The organism is Micromonospora sp. WMMD1274 (genome assembly GCF_049179035.1).
Classification (GTDB): Bacteria; Actinomycetota; Actinomycetes; order Mycobacteriales; family Micromonosporaceae; genus Micromonospora; species Micromonospora tulbaghiae.
The window spans coordinates 6,592,099-6,608,254 of the sequence record NZ_JBMHMG010000001.1 but is presented as its reverse complement, the minus strand read 5'-3'; the positions used below and the strand labels follow the sequence as shown (position 1 = coordinate 6,608,254).

Below are 16,156 nucleotides of genomic sequence, written 5' to 3'. Positions count from 1 at the left end.
CGTCAGTCCCGGTGCCGCAGCCCGGCGAGCAGGAGGCCGACCAGCCGGCGCGCGTCGTAGCGGGGATCGCTGTCCGCGCCGATGCACAGGTTGCCGACGCCGCGCAGAAGTTGGTACGCGTCGGTGTCCCCGCGGATCTCGCCGGCTTCGGCCGCGGCGTCCAGCAGCCGGGCGCAGACCGGCACCAGCCGGTCGACGAAGTAGCCGTGCAGCGCGTCGAACTGCCCGCTGTCCGCGCGCAGCGCCGCGGCGAGGCCGTGCTTGGTGACCAGCAGATCGACGAACTGGTCGATCCACCGGGTCAGCGCCGCGTACGGGGTGGGTGCCTGCGCCAGGCAGACCGGCCCGGCTTCGGCGCACGCCTCGACCTGGTGCCGGTAGACCGCTACGACGAGGTCGGCCCGGGTCGGGAAATGCCGGTAGACCGTGCCGACGCCGACGCCTGCCGCGGCGGCGATGTCACGTACCGGCGCCTCGACGCCGGAGGCGACGAAGACCGCGGCGGCGGCGTCGAGCAGCGAGCGCTGGTTGCGCTGCGCGTCGGCCCGGCGGCGGCCCGGCCCGGTGGTGTCGGTCACGTTCGGCGTCCTCTCCCGGCATGAGCTTGTTAAACGGAACAACGCTCCGTATCGTTACCGGAGCAATGTTCCGCATGGCCATGATGCCAGGCGGGACGCGAGATCACCGAGTCAGGCCGCGCCCGGCGCGGCCACCGGAGGGAACCCATGCAGTACCGCACCCTTGGCCGCACCGGCGTACAGGTCAGCACGCTCGCGCTCGGCGCCATGAACCTCGGCCCGATCGGGCGTACCACCCAGGACGAGGCCACCGCGCTCGTCGGCACCGCCCTGGACGCCGGGATCAACCTGATCGACACCGCCGACGTCTACGGCAACGGCATCTCCGAGGAGATGGTCGGCCGGGCGATCGCCGGCCGCCGCGACGACGTGGTGCTGGCGACGAAGGCCGCCCTGCCCATGGGCGAGGACCGCAACCACCGCGGCGGCTCCCGGCGGCGGCTGGTCACCGCGCTGGAGGACAGCCTGCGCCGGCTCGGCGTCGACCACGTGGACCTCTACCAGATCCACCGCTGGGATCCGGCCACCAGCGACGAGGAGACGTTGTCCGCGCTGACCGACCTGCGGCAAGCCGGCAAGATCCGCTACTTCGGCACCTCCACCTACCCGGCCCACCGCCTGGTCGAGGCGCAGTGGGCAGCCCGCGAGCACCACCTCGGCCGGTACGTCACCGAGCAGCCCAGCTACTCGATCCTGCAACGCGGCGTCGAGGCGCACGTCCTGCCGGTGACGCAGCGGTACGGGCTCGGCGTCCTGGTCTGGAGCCCGCTGGCCTCGGGCTGGCTCTCCGGCGCGATCCGAGCCGGCCGCGAGATCACCACCCACCGGTCCACGTTCATGCCGCAGCGCTTCGACCCCGCCGTCCCGGCCAACCGGGCCCGGCTCGATGCGGTGGAACGGCTGGCCACGGTCGCAGACGAGGCGGGCCTCACGCTGATCCAGCTCGCCCTCGGCTTCGTCACCGCGCACCCCGCCGTGACCGGCGCGATCATCGGACCGCGCACGCCGGAGCACCTGCACAGCCAGCTCGCCGCCGCGGACACCGTCCTCACCGCCGACGTCCTGGACGCCGTCGACGCGATCGTCGCCCCCGGCGTCGACCTGGCCCCGCAGGAGAAGAACGACACCCCGCCCGCGCTGCTCGACCCGGCGCTGCGCCGCCGCTGACCGCTACGCTGCCGCGCATGGATGCCGAGCTGCCCACGTTCGAGTTCGCCTTCCCGGGCCCGCTGCGCGACCAGCTCGTCGCCGCGGTGCTCGACGGGAGAAAGACCACCACCACCGGGCTGGTCCAGGACTACGAGATCGACGGCGAGCCGCTGCCCGCAGTCGGCACCCGCTCGGCGGTGATCGACTCCGACGGCCGGCCGGTGGCGGTGATCGAGCTGGTCGAGGTCCGCGTCGCCCGCCTCGGCGACGTCGATCTCGACCACGCGCGCGACGAGGGCGAGGGGTTCGACACGGTCGCCGCCTGGCGGGCCGGCCACGAGCGGTTCTGGCACGGCGAGGACTACCGCGGCTGGCTTGGCGACCCCGGTTTCACGGTGGACGACGACACCCCGGCCGTGCTGGAACGCTTCCGCCTGGTCGAGACGCTCTGACGGGTTGCCGGCCCGAGCTCATTCGGCGGCGAGCCAGGCGCGCAGCTCCGCACCGTGCTCGTCCAGGTCCGGCGGCGGCAGCTCGTACCGGGGTGGGGTGCCGGACAGGCCGATGGGGTTCCGGATGCCCGGCACCCCGCCGGCCGTCACCACCGGATCCAGGCCGAGCCCCTGCGCCAGCGCGACCCCCTCGGCGACCGAGTTGATCGGGCTGCACGGCACGCCCGCGGCGCGCAGCTCGGCGAACCACTCCGCGCTGCCGCGCCGGGACAGCGCCGCCACCAGCAGCGGGCGCAGTTCGTCTCGGTGCGCGGTGCGGTCGGCGTTGCGGCGGAACCGCGCGTCGCCGGCCAGCTCCGGCACGCCGAGCACCCGGCAGAGGGTACGGAACTGGCCGTCGTTCCCGGCGATCACCACCAGCTCGCCGTCGGCGGTGGGCAGCGGCTCGTACGGCACGATGCTCGGATGGGCGTTGCCCATCCGGTGCGGTGCAGCTCCCCCCGCGACGTGCGCGCCGGTGTGGTTGACCAGCCCGGACAGCGCCGAGGACAGCAGGTCCACTGTGACGTGCTGCCCGCGCCCGGTCTCCTCGCGGTGCCGCAGCGCGGCCAGGATCCCGACCGCCGCGTGCAGCCCGGCGATCACGTCGAACACGGCCACCCCGGCCTTGTAGGGCGGGCCGTCCGCGTCCCCGGTGAGGCTCATCAGCCCGGCCGCGGCCTGCACCATGAGGTCGTACCCGGGCAGGTCGGCGCCCCCGGCGGCGCCGAAGCCGCTGATCGAGGCGTACACCAGGCGGGCGTTGCGGGCGGTGACCGTGTCGTGGTCGAGGCCGAAGCGGCGCAGCGCGCCCGGGCGGAAGTTCTGGATCAGCACGTCGGCCCGGTCGGCCAGCCGGTGCGCCAGCGTCCGGTCGCCGGGGTCGGTCAGGTCGAGCACCAGTGAACGCTTGTTGCGGTTGACCGCGAGGTAGTAGGTGGAGACGTCGTCGCGCACCGGGGGCCGCCAGCCGCGGGTGTCGTCGCCACCGGGCGCCTCCACCTTGACCACGTCCGCGCCCAGGTCGGCCAGCAGCATCGTGGCGTACGGCCCGGCCAGGATGCGGGAGAAGTCGGCGACCAGCACCCCGCGCAACGGACCCGACATGCCCATCCCTCCCTCGCCGCCGACCACGATGACACATTCCTGACGGCGCGCCGGGCCGGGGTGTCCGCCCCGGCTACGGTCACGGTGGGTCCGCCGACACGCCGGGCGGACGTACCGGTGAGAGGGGTGCCCGTGTCGCTGCTGAGCCGGCTCGCCGAGGCCGCCGACGACCGCCCGGGCGCGGTGCGCGTGGGAGACCGGTCGCTGTCCTGGGTGGAGCTGCGCCGGGCGGCCACCGCCGTCGCCGACGACCTGCGGGGCGCGGCCCGGGTGGCGGTGCCCGCGACGGCGAGCCTGGAGACGGTGGTCGGCGTGGTCGGCGGGCTGCTGGCAGGCGCGGCGGTGGTGCCGGTGCCGCCGGACGCCGGCCCGATGGAACGCGACCACATCCTGCGCGACTCCGGCGCGGAACTGCTGCTGGCGGGGCCGGGCGCACCGGACGCCGACGCCGGCTCGCCGCCGGTCGTGCCGCTGGACCTGGCCCGGCGCTCGGACACCCGGCACCCCGAGCCCGACCCGGCGGCCACCGCGCTGATCCTCTACACCTCCGGCACCACCGGCGCGCCGAAGGGCGCCGTGCTGTCCCGCCGCGCGATCGCCGCCTGCCTGGACGGGCTCGCCGACGCGTGGGCGTGGACCCCGGACGACGTGCTGGCACACGGCCTGCCGCTGTTCCACGTACACGGACTGGTGCTCGGCGTGCTCGGCCCGCTGCGCGTCGGCAGCCGGCTGCGCCACGTCGGCCGGCCCCACCCCGAGCGGTACGCGGCGGCGGGCGCCTCGATGTACTTCGGCGTACCCACGATCTGGTCGCGGATCGCGGCGCGACCGGCGGCGGCGCGGGCGCTGCGCGGCGCCCGGCTGCTGGTGTCCGGCAGCGCCGCACTGCCGGAGCCGGTCTTCGCGGCGCTGGCCGGGCTGACCGGGCACCGGCCGCTGGAGCGGTACGGGATGACCGAGACGCTCGTGACGGTGAGCGCCCGCGCGGACGGTCCCCGGCGGCCCGGCACGGTGGGCGTGCCGCTGCCCGGCGTGCTGACGCGGGTGGTGGACGAGCACGGCGGCCCGCTGCCCGCCGAGGCGATGGGTGAGCTCCAGGTACGCGGCGGCACGTTGTTCGACGGCTACCTGAACCGGCCGGACGCCGACGCGGCCACCCGCACGGCGGACGGCTGGTTCCGCACCGGCGACGTCGCGACTGTCGGCCCGGACGGCGCACACCGGATCGTCGGCCGGGCCGCCACCGACCTGATCAAGAGCGGCGGGTACCGGATCGGGGCCGGCGAGGTGGAGGACGCGCTGCTGGCCCACCCGGGGGTGCGGGAGGCGGCGGTGGTCGGCACGCCCCACCCCGACCTGGGGCAGCAGGTGACCGCGTACGTGGTCGGCGACGGCGTGGCCGAGGCGGAGCTGATCGACTTCGTGGCGCGGCACCTGTCCGCGCACAAGCGCCCCCGGCAGGTGCGGCTGGTCGGCGCGCTGCCCCGCAACGCGATGGGCAAGGTGCAGAAGTCCCGCCTGACCGAGGTGTGAGCGGCCCGTTCAGCGGGCCGCCGCCGCGCGGCGGACCTGGCGGCGGGCCTCGTCCGCGGGTACGCCCGTGGCGCGCAGCAGGTCGTTGGCGACGGTCCGCAGCTGCGACACCACGATGGTGCCGGAGAAGCCGATGTCCTGCCGGCACGCCTCGCCCGCGGCGCGGACCGCGCGCAGCACCCGTTCCCGGGCGGCGACCGGCTCGTCGGCGGCCAGGAACGCCCGGTGCAGCAGCCGGATCGCCTCGCTGAAGTGTTCCAGCGCGGCGGGCAGCTCCGGCGGCACCGGCTCCCGGTCCCGCAACGCGGTGCCGATCCGGCGGACCATGCCCCGGCTGTTGCGGAACGCCCGGTCCAGGTGCTCGGCCCCGCGCCGGTACGCGGCCAGGGCCCGCCGTCGCCGCCAGCGCACCGGCGAGAACCGGACCACCTCGGCGGCGGCGCCGACCATCTCGTCGATGCGGTCCAGTTCCGTCTCGGCGGCGCGCATCCGCTCCAGCACCTCGTCGGCGGCGCGTACGTCGGCGTGGGCCAGCGCCTCCGCCGACGCGGTCATCTGGCGGGCGAACGTGTCGAGCGCCGGGTCGGCGACGCGGCGGACCGCGCGCAGCGGGTTCAGCGGCGCGATCACCAGCACCACGAGCAGGCCGACGACGCCGCCGACGAGCGCGTTGACGGTCCGAGGCAGCTCCAGGTCGGGCGACACCGGGGTCAGCGTGGCGACCAGGACCGCCGTACCGCCGGCCTGGGTGACGAGCGCGCCGGTGCCGCGGACCAGCACCGCCGCGGAGACCGCCAGGAACACGATCACGCCGGTCTGCCACGGGCCGGTGCCGAAGAGACGCACCAGCAGGTCGCCGACGACGATGCCGAGGACCACCCCGACCACCAGCTCCACGGTCCGCCGGGTGCGGTTGCCGAGCGAGGCGGCGATGACGCTCACCGCCGCGGCGGGCGCGAACGTCGGGTCTGGGTTGCCGAGCACCTCGCGGGCCACCGTCCAGGCCAGCGCGGCGGCCAGGCCGGCCTGGACCGCCACGAGGAAGTACGTGCGCAGCCTCCGGCGGCTCGACCGCCCGGCGTCGCGTACCCGGTCGACGGCATCCCGCATGCGCCCGGGTACCCGCGGTCGCCCGCTCGAACCTCACCCGGGGTACGCCATCGTGCCGGTCAGCGCCACCACCCCGGGCAGCCGGGTGTCCTGGCGCAGGAACTGCACCACCACCGGGACCGGGGAGCGCAGCACGCAGCCGTACGGGCGGTCCAGCCGCACCGCCTCCGGGTCGATCAGGTCGTTCACCCGTACGTGCCGGATGCGTCGGGCACCGACCCGTATCCGGTACGGTCCGGCCGGTTCGGCGTCCTGGTAGTAGAAGTCCAGCTCCAGCTCGGCGTCCTCGTCGCCGGCGTTGAGCACGCAGAGCTGGTCGAAGGCGGTGAACGCCGGTTCCGGGCCGTGCGCGGGGAACGGCACGTGCCCGCCGGGCACCACCCAGATCCGGGCGCCGACCGGCCCGTTCACTGCTCCTCCAGCAGGCGGGCCAGGTCCGGGGTGAGGAACACCCCGTCCGGGTCGAGCCGGCGGCGCACCGCCTGGAAGTCGTCCCAGCGGGGAAAGAGGGGACGCAGGTCCCGTGCGCCGAGCCAGTGCTTCTTGCCCCAGTGCGGGCGTCCGCCGTAGTGCCGGAACACCGCCTCCACGTCCCGGAAGTACTCCTCGTACGGCAGCGAGGTGTTCTGCAGGCAGGCGATCGTGGTGGTGGGGCGGCCGTAGGCGTTGCTGAGCCAGATGTCGTCGGCGGCTATGGTGCGCACGAGGACCCGCCAGGCGGCCACCCGGCGGTGCCGGTCGCGCACCCGGCGGCGCACCTCGGCGAAGCAGGCCGGGAACGCCTCCGACGGCAGCATGTACTCGATCTCCTCGAAGCGCAGCTCCCGGTCCCGGGGAATGGTGCGGTGGGTCGGCCCGACCTGGCTCTGCCGGGGCTCGCCGTCCGGCAACCGGACCTCCGCCCGCTCCGGCGCGGCGTCCGTGTCGATGCGGTTGATCACCCGGATCTGCGTGCGATCGCTGCGCGGGTACCAGTAGAAGTCCATGTTGCGGTTGGTGTGCTGCAGCTCGGCGAGGTGGTCGAGGGTCCAGTCCAGGTGCGCGCACCAGGAGCGGCGGTGCAGCTGATAGGTCGGCTGCACGTCGAGCGTGATCCGGGTGACCACGCCCAGCGCGCCGAGGGAGAGACGGACGGCGGGCAGCAGGTCCGGGTTGCGGCGCGCGTCCACGTCCAGCACGTCGCCGGTGCCGGTGACCAGGCGTACGCCGGTGACCTGCGTGCTCAGGTTCCCGAAGCCGATGCCGGTGCCGTGGGTGCCGGTGGCGGTCGCCCCGGCGATCGACTGGTAGTCGACGTCACCCAGGTTGTCCATGGCCAGCCCGGCGTCGTAGAGCCCTTCGCCGAGCGCCCTGAGCTTGGTGCCGGCCCACGCGGTCGCGAGGCGCCCGTCGTCGGAGATCACGCCGGACAGCCGGTCCAGGCTCAGCAGGATCCCGTCGGTACGCACCAGCGGGCTGGACGAGTGCCCGGAGCCGACCGGCCGGACGGTGGTGCCGCTCTCCCGGGCACGGCGTACCAGCGCGCACACCTCCGCCTCGTCGGCGGGCTCGGCCCGCTCCGCCGGCGTGAAGCGGAGGCTGCCGGACCAGTTCACGAACTCGCGTGTCACAGCGGCCCTCCCCGGGCCGCTTACCCGTGCCCGCCCCGGGTAGTCACCGCCGTGCCCGAGTCGCCGCCGGCGTTCCCGCCGATCGACGCGTACGCGTTCCTGTCCGACACGCACACCACGGCGCTCGTCGCGCCGGACGGGGCGGTCGAGTGGTTCTGCGTACCGGACGCGGCGGGCGACGCGGTCGCGGCCCGGCTGCTCGACCGGGACGCGGGCGGCCGGTTCACGCTCACCGTCGCCGGCTGCCCGGCGCCGCGGCGCCGCTACCGGCCGGACACGCTGGTGCTGGAGAACGACTGGGCCGGCCCGTCCGGCACGGCGGCCGGCGAGGACCTGCTCGCGGTCCGGCCCGGTGCCGCCGACCGGCCGATCCACGCCGAGCGGGTGCTGGTGCGCCGGCTGCGGGTCACCGACGGCCTGCTGCGGGTCCGCGCCGAGCTGACGCCCCGCCCCGGGTACGGGGCACGTCCGGTGCGCTGGCGGCGCGCCGGTACCGGCTGGCACGCCGACGGCACGCCGCTGCGGCTGTACACCGACCTGCCGGTCAGCGTCGAGGGCGGCACGCTCGTCGCCGAGGCGGAGTTGCGCGCCGGGCAGGACGCCACGCTGCTGCTCGGGTACGCCGACCCGGTGCCCGCGCTCGCCGACACCGGCGAGCTGACCGAGCGGACCGCCGGCACCTGGCGGGCGTGGTCGGCGCGCGGCGACTACAGCGGCTTCGCGGCCGGCGCGGTCCGGCACAGCGCGCTGGTGCTGCGCGGCCTGTCCTACGACGAGACCGGCGCCCTGCTGGCCGCCCCGACCACGTCGCTGCCCGAGGAGATCGGCGGGGTACGCAACTGGGACTACCGCTTCACCTGGCACCGGGACGCGGCGCTGCTGCTGCTCGCGCTGTTCCGCCTGGGCCACGCCGAGGAGGGCCGCCGCTACCTGCGTTTCCTGCTCGGCGTCTGCGCCCGGCAGCATCCGCTCGCCCCGCTCGTCGGCATCCACGGCCACCCCACCGAGGAGCGCGAGCTGCCGCACCTGTCCGGCTACGCCGGCTCGGCGCCGGTGCGGGTCGGCAACGAGGCGGCCCACCAGATCCAGTTCGACACGTACGGGCACATCCTCGACGCGGCGCTGGCCTACCAGCTGCTCACCGGTGAGCTGACCGGCCCGCAGTGGGCGCTGCTGCGGCGTCACGTCGAGACCATGGCGGAGCGCTGGCGGGAACCGGACCACGGGGTGTGGGAGATCCGCGGCCCGTGCCGGCACTACGTCAACTCGAAGGTGATGACCTGGGTCTGCCTGGACCGGGGCATCCGCCTCGCCGGGCTGCTCGGTGACCGGACCGCCCCGGTGGACCGGTGGCGCCGGGAACGTGACGCGCTGCACGCCGAGGTGCTCGACCGCGGCTACGACGAGCGCGCCGGCAGCTTCGTCACGGCGTACGGCGACACCGAGCCGGACGCGTCGCTGCTGCGGATGCCGCTCGTCGGGTTCCTGCCCGGCGACGACCCGCGGATGGTCGCCACCGTCGAACGGATCCGCGCCGACCTCGCCGTCGCGCCCGACCTGATCCGGCGCTACCGGGTCGACGACGGGCTGCCCGGCACCGAGGGCGCGTTCCTGCTCTGCTCCTTCGAGCTGGTCTCCGCGCTGGTGCTGGCCGGCCGGCACGGCGAGGCGCGGGAGATCTTCGACCGGCTCGCCGGCCGGGCCGGGCCGCTCGGCCTGCACCCGGAGGAACGCGCGCCCGACGGCACCGCCCTGGGCAACTTCCCGCAGGCGTTCACCCATCTGGCGCTCATCGAGGCGGCGCTGAACCTCGACTCCGCCGGCGACCGGGACGCGCTGCACGCGTGGGCGGAACGGTCACCGGCCGCGCGGACGTGACCCGCACCCCGCCGGGAACCAGGCGAGGTGTCCCGACGACTATCCCTACATGGTGTGTGAGCAGTGGCGGGAGATCCTGTCGGCACAGCTGGACGGTGAGGCGTCCGAGTCGGAGATCGAGGCGGCCGAGGCGCACCTGACCGGCTGCGCCGGCTGCCGCGGCTGGTTCGACTCGGCCGCGTCGGTGACCCGGCGGGCCCGTACGCAGCTCGCCCCGCGGGTGCCCGACCTGGTCGACGCGGTCCTGGCGGCCGCTCCCCCGCCCCGGCCCAGCCGCCGCCACCGGATCACGCTCGGGCTGCGCGGGGCGCTCGGCCTGCTCGGCGCGGTGCAGCTCGTACTCGGCCTGGCCCAGATCGGCCGGGAGGCGGTCGTCACGCACGCGCACGCCTCCGGCCAGCACCTGTGGCACGAGTCGGCGGCCTGGAACGTGGCGGTCGGCGCCGGGTTCCTCTACGTGGCGGCGCGCCGGTCCGCCCCGTCCGGCCTGCTGCCGATGCTCAGCGCGTTCGTCGCCACGCTCGTCCTGCTGTCGGTGAACGACCTGATCACCGGGCAGGTGGCGATGACCCGGCTGGTCAGCCACGGCTTCCTGCTGGTCGGCTGGGCCGTGATGCTGGTGCTGTCCCGCCTCGGCCGGCGTCCCGGCGACACCCCGCCCGGTCAGCGCCGGTCGGAGGGATCCCGGTGGGCGCTGCGGACCGAGGAACCGGCCGCGCCGTCGCTGCGGCTGGTGCCGCCCGGCCCGTACCCCGCACAGGCCCGCGACCGGCGGGCCGCCTGACGGTCCCCCGCGGACCTGCGCCTCGCCGTGGTCCCGGTGGTCGCGGTCTCAGCGGGCCCGGCGGTCGCGGGCGTCGCCGGACCAGGCGGCGACCAGGTCCTCCCGGGCGCGGGCCACGCGGGAGCGGATGGTGCCCACCGGGCAGCCGCACACCTCGGCCGCCTCGGCGTAGGACAGGCCGAGCACCTGGGTGGCCACGAACGCCTCCCGCCGGTCCGGTGCCAGCGTGGCGATGAGGCCGCGCAGCACGACGCCGTCGTCCCCGCCGCCGGTCACCGCGCCGGCCGCCTCGGCGGCGGCCTGCCAGTCCGGCAGCGCGGCCACCCGGGGCCGGGCGGTCGCCGCGCGCACGTGGTCCACCGCGACCCGGCGGGCGATGGTGAAGATCCAGGTACGCGCGGACGACCGGCCCGCGAAGCCGGGCAGGCTGCGCAGCGCGCGCAGGAACGTCTCCTGGGCGAGGTCGTCGGCCTCGGCGGGCCCGGCGAGGTGGGCGAGGAACCGCCACACCGGTGCCTGGAGGGCCCGGACGAACGCGGCCGCGGCCAGCTGGTCTCCCCGGGCGGCGCGGCGCGCCCACCCGGTCACCTGCTCGTCGTCGGCGTCCGGGCTCATCCGCGGCCGGCCCGCCGGTCCGGCTTGCTCATGCCGGACGGTACGGATGCGCGCCCCGCTCGGTTCATTCCTGGCGTCCCTCCTGCCGGCGCCGGAGTGCCGGTCGCCCCCGGTTGGTCGGCCCTCGGGTGGGGAAAGTTCCCGAACCGGGTCAATCGTCTACGGACACGGTGACCGGCCCGACCCGCAGGACGCCGTCGGTGAGCGGGGCGCACCGGACGCCGCCGCGTCGGCGCATCGTCTTCCAGGTGCCGGGGGCGACCACCACGTCGAGCCAGGCGCAGGGCGGCGCGGCCCGGTGCACGCGCAGCCGGACCGGGCCGTCGCCGGAGTCGAGCGTGAGTACGCGGCCGACCAGCTCGTCCACCGGGATGCCCTCGGTCAGCACGTTGCGCCGCAGCTGGGTGAGGTCCGCGCCGGGCGGCAGCGACTCCCGCGCGATCAGCGTGACGCTCGCCTGCCGGTGCGCGGGGCGGCCGAAGTAGCGGTCACCGACGATGCCGAGCCCGGCTCGTAGCTCCACCCGGTCGACCAGTTCGCCCGGTGGCGCGGGGGCGGGTCCGTCCGCCGGGCGGCCCACGTACCGGTGCACGGGCGAGGCCAGCAACTGGACGATCCGCGGCATGCCCGAAGTCTAATCGCGGGCATACCACCGCCAAACCGGACGATAGCCGCGCTCACGTATCCGCGCTTTCCGGAGAGCGTTGTACCAGGTGTGACGGCGAGGCGACCCGATGCGATCGGCGCTCATCCGCAGCGGCGGCTGGCCTGGGCACGGCGCGAGAACGAGCGCCGGCGCCAGGCGTACGAGGCCGCGGCCCGGATCTGGCGGCGCCGCGCCGAACACCTGGACCGGCTGTCGATGGAGGCGGCGGGCTTCCGTGGCTGTGCGCTGCCCGGCACCGCGCTCCCGGTGCCGCTGGACGACGGCGAGGTCGTCTACCGCATCCTGCCCACCGTCGACCTGGTCGAGGCCACGGCCCGGCACCTGCCCGGGCTACCGGCGCCGGGCCGCACGCTCGCCGGCTGTCTCCACCCGGCCGACGGTCCGCTGCCGGCGGGACTGCGCGTGGTCGACAGCGGCGCCGCAGTGGTGACCGACCGGCGGGTGGCCTTCGCCGGGCACGACGCCCGGCGGGACTGGCTACTGCGGGATCTACGCGGCCTCGGACATCACCCGGACCGTCCGGTCACCCTGCTGCACGACGCCGACGGCGGCACACCGGCGGGCCTGCGTGCGCCGGCCCCGGGCGCGGCGAACGCCCGCTTCTACCTCGCCCTGGCCCACGCCGACGCCACCGGCACGCGGCAGGCGGTCGTCGAGGACGTCGAGGCGCTGCGGTCCGCCCACCGGGCCGCCCGGCCCCGCCCACCCCGGCCGCTCGGCCCGTGGGACGCCCCGGCCGAGCGGGCACTCCCCCAGCGGCTGGCAGCGGCGGGCGTCGCGGCGGTGGCCGTCCTGCTGGGCGTCACCTCGGCCGGCACCTGGACGGCCACCGCCGGGCAGACCGATCCGGCGCGCGGACCGGCGACCCACCCCGCGACCGCACCCGCCACGGCTCCCCCTCCTCCGGCCCCGTACGCGGCGACTCCGGCCGGCCCGTCGTCGCCCCCGATCCCCCGGCCTACCCGGTCCGCGCCGCGGCCGGAGCGTCACCCGGATCCGGTCACCCTGTCGGGCGGCCGAGTCCTCACCACCGCACCACCTGTCGCCGGGTCGCCGCCGGCGCACCCCGGCGACCGCCCGTCGGCACCTGTCGAGCCGTCCGCGCCACCCGCCGATCCGGTGACCCCGGCGCCGACCGTGAGCCCGACGGGCGACCCGGACACGACCGGAGAGCCCGGTCCCACGGGCGAGCCGAGCCCGACCGCGTCGTCCGAGCCGCAGACCCTCTTGGACCTGGTGGGCCTGCGGCTCGGCCTGGCCGTCCGACGCGGCGCGGCAGCCCAGGCAGACACCAACCTCCCCTGACTGCCCGCGATGCCGCCCTCGGCACGCCCTCCGCCACCCCGCACACCCACCGTCGATCTTGCACTTTCGGCCCTGACGGTGAGGCATTCATCCCGCTTTCGGCGGTCCGAAAGTGCAAGATCGCGAGGGCTAGGGGTGGGGCGAGGGGCGGGGCGGCGTGTCAGGGGGTGTGGGGGGTCAGGAGGTAGTCGCCGTCTTCGGGGCTCCAGCGCAGCTCCACCGCGCCGCCGGTCGCGGCGGCCTTGCAGAACTGGAGGAAGCTGCGGTAGCCGAGCTTCTTCTCGCTGAAGTCGGGTCGGGCGCGCCGGAGCTGGTCCTTCAGGCCGGACAACGCCACCGCGCCGCCGTCCGCGGCGAGGTCCACCACCACGGAGCGGAGCAGCCCGAACGCGACCTCCCGGTCGCCCTGCTCGGGAAGCGACACCTCCGGGTCGCCCTTGGCGGGCCCGGCGGCCAACTCGACCACGTTGTGCGCCGCGAGGTGGCGCAGCAGTTCCCCGAAGGTACGGAAGCCGTAGTCGGACTCGCTGAACGTGGGGTCCTTGCGCAGCAGCGCGCGCTTGAGCGCGGAGGCGGTCACGTCGCCGCTGGAGCTGCCCTGCATGCCGGCGACTGTCTGCACGAGCTGCACGGCGAGCGTGTCGACGTCCCGCGCGGACTCCTCCTCGGCCGCGGTCTCCACCGCCGGCTCGGGCGCCGGCTCCACCGGTGAGGGACGGGCCGGGCGCGCCCGGCGGACGGCCGGTGGCGGTACGTCGACGCCTTCGAGGCGGTCGTAGTAGAGGAACTCGTCGCAGGCCGGCGGCAGCAGCGCGGAGGTGGACTTCTCCACCCCGACGCCGATCACCCGCTTGTTGAGTTCGCGCAGCTTGTGCACCAGCGGGGTGAAGTCGCTGTCCCCGGTGCAGATCACGAACGTGGAGATGTAGCCGCGCTCGAACGCCAGCTCGACCGCGTCCACCGCCATCTTGATGTCGGCCGCGTTCTTGCGCGAGGCGCCCATCCGCTGCGGTATCTCGATCAGCTCGACGTGTGAGCGGGTGAGCATCCGCCGGTCCTCGTCGAAGTACGACCAGTCCGCGTACGCCCGGCGCACCACCACGCGTCCCCGCTCGGCGAGCGCGTCGGCGATCGGCCGGAAGTCGAACGGCCGGCCGCCGTGATGGTCGCGTACGCCCAGGGCCAGGTTCTCGTAGTCGAGGAACAGCGCAATCCGGTCTTCGTGATCCACACCGGCAGCCTAGCCCGGCCGGGGCGCCGGGCCGGTCAGCGCCGCTCGTCGCGGTAGACGGTCTCGCGGCGGGCCACGCGCTGGATCGCGTAGCTGGCCACCAGCAGCAACAGCGCCAGCACCACCTCGACGCCGGCGACGGTGCCGGTGGCGACGGTGAGACCGAGCAGCAGCAGGATCAGCCCGACGACGGCGAGCAGGCCCGCCAGCAGCAGCCGGTTCCGCCGTCGCGCCGACCGCTGCGCGTCGTCTGCGCTCACGCTGGCCCGCCTTCCTCCGGTTCCGTCTCCGATCCTAGGCGCAGGCCGTCGCCGGGGTGGCGGATCGAGAAGCCGGGGCCGGACGCACACGCGTCCGGCCCCGGGTCACGGCGGCGGTCAGTGGACCGGGACCGGCACCTGCCGCTTGTCGTCGCCCGCGTCGCCGTCGAGCAGGTGCGACGGTTCCCGGCGGCGGGGCAGGAACGCCGCGGGGATGAAGGTCAGCAGCACCAGACCGAAGGCCACCCAGAACGTGGTGGAGAAGGAGTTCGCCGCGAAGTCGAGCCCGCGCTCGATCAGCGACGGCGGCACCGGGAACTGCTGGATCAGCTCGGGCTGCTGCTGCGAGGCGATGGCGAGCTGGGCCTCGGTCAGCGGCGCGCCGGTGGCCGGGTCGGTGACGCCGGGGATCGGCCGCGAGCCGTTCAGCTCGCTGGTGAGGATGACCGACATGACCGCGGCGCCCACCGAACCGCCGATCTGCTGGAGGATGTTGACGAGCGTGGACCCGCGCGCCACCTCCGCCGCGCTGAGCGTCTTCAGCGCCGAGGTCATGATCGGCATCATCGTGCCGCCCATGCCGAGGCCCATCACGAACAGCGAGCCGCAGAGCAGCCAGTACGACGTGTCGGTGCCGAGCTGGGTGAAGGTGAAGAACCCGGCCGCGATGAGCACCAGCGCGAACGGCACCGTCCGGCCGACCGGCACGCGGTCGGCGAGCATGCCGGCGATCGGCATGGTCAGCATCGCGCCGATGCCCTGCGGCGCGATCAGCAGGCCCGCGGTCAGCGTCGTCTCGCCGCGCACCTGGAGGAAGTAGCTCGGGAACAGCAGGCCCGCGCCCATGAACGCGATGATGAACACGAACATGGTCACGGTGGCGATGGTCAGGTTGCGGTTGCGGAACAGCCGCAGGTCCAGCAGCGGGTGCCGGGGCCGGAACGAGTAGAGCACGAAGGCGACCACGAGCGCGCCGCCGACGAGCATCGGCAGCCACACCTTGGTGTCGGCGACGGTGCCGGTCTCCGGCAGCGTGGAGATGCCGTAGAGGAACAGCGCGAGACCCGGCGAGAGCATGAGCATGCCGAGGAAGTCGAACGACTCGGACGGCTCGGCGTTGTCCTTGGGCAGCGCCAGCTGGGCGTAGACCAGGGCGACCACGCCGATCGGCAGGTTGATCAGGAAGATCCAGTGCCAGCTCGCGACGTCGATCAGCCAGCCGCCGAGGATCGGGCCGGTGATCGGGCCGAGCAGCATCGGGATGCCGAGCACGGCCATCAGGCGGCCGATGCGGTGCGGGCCGGCGGCCCGGGTCATGATCGTCATGCCGAGCGGCATGAGCATGCCGCCGCCGAGGCCCTGGATGACCCGCCAGGCGATCAGCTCGCCGATCGAGTCGGCCGTGGCGCACAGCCCGGAGCCGATGGTGAACAGCGCCAACGCCACCATGTAGAGGCGTTTCGTGCCGAACCGGTCGGCGGCCCAGCCGCTGAGCGGAATGACCGTGGCGAGCGCGAGCGTGTAACCGGTCATGGTCCACGCGACGCGGGCGTACGTGGCGTCGAACTCGCTCTGGAACGTCGGCAGCGCCACGCTGACGACTGTCACGTCGAGGATCGACATGATCGCACCGAGCACGACGACGCCGGCCACCTTGAGTACGGCGGCGTCGAGTTTCGTCGACGTCGCTACGGGTTGCTGGGTCACTGACGGTCTCCTGGATCCGGTACGGCACTGGGAGGCGGTGGCGGCGCCGCGCGCCGTCTGCGGAGCGCGGGCGGAACGCGCGGCGGGGCGGCGTCCGGGCGACAGCGTAGCCATGACCTGGGACGAGACGC

Annotated in this window: 16 protein-coding genes; 6 read left to right on the top strand and 10 right to left on the bottom strand. The window is 75.0% G+C overall.

What is annotated here, in order from left to right; genetic code table 11:
- Positions 1–2: 2 nt before the first annotated feature.
- The gene (locus ACN27D_RS31205; RefSeq protein ID WP_358176983.1) at positions 3–578 is read right to left on the bottom strand and encodes a TetR/AcrR family transcriptional regulator; all 576 of its coding nucleotides are present in this window, start codon (positions 576–578) and stop codon (positions 3–5) included.
- Between the two features lie 147 nt (positions 579–725).
- On the opposite strand from ACN27D_RS31205, the gene ACN27D_RS31200 reads away from it, so the two are divergent.
- Both ACN27D_RS31200 and ACN27D_RS31195 read left to right on the top strand, forming a co-directional pair.
- Positions 726–1,745, top strand: coding sequence for an aldo/keto reductase (locus ACN27D_RS31200; protein WP_421500696.1), 1,020 nt, complete (start codon positions 726–728; stop codon positions 1,743–1,745).
- A 17-nt stretch (positions 1,746–1,762) separates the two neighbouring features.
- Entirely contained in the window at positions 1,763–2,179 is a 417-nt protein-coding gene (locus ACN27D_RS31195; RefSeq protein ID WP_393379462.1) for an ASCH domain-containing protein, read from the top strand.
- An 18-nt stretch (positions 2,180–2,197) separates the two neighbouring features.
- Here the strand turns inward: ACN27D_RS31195 and ACN27D_RS31190 are convergent, their stop codons facing one another.
- Positions 2,198–3,325: a CaiB/BaiF CoA transferase family protein gene (locus ACN27D_RS31190; protein WP_393379460.1), complete on the bottom strand. Its 1,128-nt coding sequence runs from the start codon at positions 3,323–3,325 to the stop codon at positions 2,198–2,200.
- A 132-nt stretch (positions 3,326–3,457) separates the two neighbouring features.
- Between ACN27D_RS31190 and ACN27D_RS31185 the strand changes: the two genes are divergently transcribed.
- Positions 3,458–4,858 carry an acyl-CoA synthetase gene (locus ACN27D_RS31185; protein ID WP_421501220.1) on the top strand — a complete coding sequence of 467 codons (1,401 nt, stop codon included), beginning with the start codon at positions 3,458–3,460 and terminating at the stop codon, positions 4,856–4,858.
- Positions 4,859–4,867: 9 nt separating this feature from the next.
- Here the strand turns inward: ACN27D_RS31185 and ACN27D_RS31180 are convergent, their stop codons facing one another.
- From ACN27D_RS31180 to ACN27D_RS31170, 3 genes are read right to left on the bottom strand one after another with little or no spacing between them, the layout of a single operon-like run.
- Positions 4,868–5,968 carry an FUSC family protein gene (locus ACN27D_RS31180; RefSeq protein ID WP_421500695.1) on the bottom strand — a complete coding sequence of 367 codons (1,101 nt, stop codon included), beginning with the start codon at positions 5,966–5,968 and terminating at the stop codon, positions 4,868–4,870.
- Positions 5,969–6,001: 33 nt separating this feature from the next.
- Positions 6,002–6,379 (bottom strand): sensory rhodopsin transducer, encoded by a 378-nt coding sequence (locus tag ACN27D_RS31175; RefSeq protein ID WP_120570023.1) that lies wholly within the window; start codon positions 6,377–6,379, stop codon positions 6,002–6,004.
- The gene (locus ACN27D_RS31170) at positions 6,376–7,578 is read right to left on the bottom strand and encodes a D-arabinono-1,4-lactone oxidase (RefSeq protein WP_120570024.1); all 1,203 of its coding nucleotides are present in this window, start codon (positions 7,576–7,578) and stop codon (positions 6,376–6,378) included. Before ACN27D_RS31170 ends, ACN27D_RS31175 begins: the two co-directional genes overlap by 4 nt.
- A 51-nt stretch (positions 7,579–7,629) precedes the next feature.
- On the opposite strand from ACN27D_RS31170, the gene ACN27D_RS31165 reads away from it, so the two are divergent.
- Together ACN27D_RS31165 and ACN27D_RS31160 are read left to right on the top strand one after the other, a co-directional pair.
- Positions 7,630–9,456: a glycoside hydrolase family 15 protein gene (locus tag ACN27D_RS31165; RefSeq protein WP_421500694.1), complete on the top strand. Its 1,827-nt coding sequence runs from the start codon at positions 7,630–7,632 to the stop codon at positions 9,454–9,456.
- 49 nt (positions 9,457–9,505) lie between these two features.
- The gene (locus ACN27D_RS31160) at positions 9,506–10,240 is read left to right on the top strand and encodes a zf-HC2 domain-containing protein (RefSeq protein ID WP_350816595.1); all 735 of its coding nucleotides are present in this window, start codon (positions 9,506–9,508) and stop codon (positions 10,238–10,240) included.
- Between the two features lie 48 nt (positions 10,241–10,288).
- On the opposite strand, the gene ACN27D_RS31155 is transcribed toward ACN27D_RS31160, so the two are convergent.
- Together ACN27D_RS31155 and ACN27D_RS31150 are read right to left on the bottom strand one after the other, a co-directional pair.
- Entirely contained in the window at positions 10,289–10,855 is a 567-nt protein-coding gene (locus ACN27D_RS31155; RefSeq protein ID WP_120570026.1) for a sigma-70 family RNA polymerase sigma factor, read from the bottom strand.
- Between the two features lie 151 nt (positions 10,856–11,006).
- Positions 11,007–11,480 (bottom strand): molybdenum cofactor biosysynthesis protein, encoded by a 474-nt coding sequence (locus ACN27D_RS31150; protein ID WP_421500693.1) that lies wholly within the window; start codon positions 11,478–11,480, stop codon positions 11,007–11,009.
- Between the two features lie 90 nt (positions 11,481–11,570).
- Between ACN27D_RS31150 and ACN27D_RS31145 the strand changes: the two genes are divergently transcribed.
- Complete coding sequence (locus tag ACN27D_RS31145; protein WP_421500692.1) at positions 11,571–12,827, top strand: hypothetical protein; 1,257 nt, start codon at positions 11,571–11,573, stop codon at positions 12,825–12,827.
- 160 nt (positions 12,828–12,987) lie between these two features.
- Here the strand turns inward: ACN27D_RS31145 and ACN27D_RS31140 are convergent, their stop codons facing one another.
- From ACN27D_RS31140 to ACN27D_RS31130, 3 genes are all read right to left on the bottom strand, one after another.
- The gene (locus ACN27D_RS31140; RefSeq protein ID WP_358177000.1) at positions 12,988–14,058 is read right to left on the bottom strand and encodes a PIN domain-containing protein; all 1,071 of its coding nucleotides are present in this window, start codon (positions 14,056–14,058) and stop codon (positions 12,988–12,990) included.
- Between the two features lie 35 nt (positions 14,059–14,093).
- Positions 14,094–14,318: a hypothetical protein gene (locus tag ACN27D_RS31135; RefSeq protein ID WP_120570029.1), complete on the bottom strand. Its 225-nt coding sequence runs from the start codon at positions 14,316–14,318 to the stop codon at positions 14,094–14,096.
- A gap of 117 nt (positions 14,319–14,435) precedes the next feature.
- Positions 14,436–16,025: a DHA2 family efflux MFS transporter permease subunit gene (locus ACN27D_RS31130; protein WP_421500691.1), complete on the bottom strand. Its 1,590-nt coding sequence runs from the start codon at positions 16,023–16,025 to the stop codon at positions 14,436–14,438.
- Positions 16,026–16,156 lie beyond the last annotated feature (131 nt).

Coding starts and splice junctions, on each gene's coding strand:
- ACN27D_RS31200 (WP_421500696.1), top strand. CDS start 726: ATGCAGTACCGCACCCTTGGCCGCACCGGCGTACAGGTCAGCACGCTC.
- ACN27D_RS31195 (WP_393379462.1), top strand. CDS start 1,763: ATGGATGCCGAGCTGCCCACGTTCGAGTTCGCCTTCCCGGGCCCGCTG.
- ACN27D_RS31190 (WP_393379460.1), bottom strand. CDS start 3,325: ATGTCGGGTCCGTTGCGCGGGGTGCTGGTCGCCGACTTCTCCCGCATC.
- ACN27D_RS31180 (WP_421500695.1), bottom strand. CDS start 5,968: ATGCGGGATGCCGTCGACCGGGTACGCGACGCCGGGCGGTCGAGCCGC.
- ACN27D_RS31160 (WP_350816595.1), top strand. CDS start 9,506: ATGGTGTGTGAGCAGTGGCGGGAGATCCTGTCGGCACAGCTGGACGGT.
- ACN27D_RS31155 (WP_120570026.1), bottom strand. CDS start 10,855: ATGAGCCCGGACGCCGACGACGAGCAGGTGACCGGGTGGGCGCGCCGC.
- ACN27D_RS31150 (WP_421500693.1), bottom strand. CDS start 11,480: ATGCCGCGGATCGTCCAGTTGCTGGCCTCGCCCGTGCACCGGTACGTG.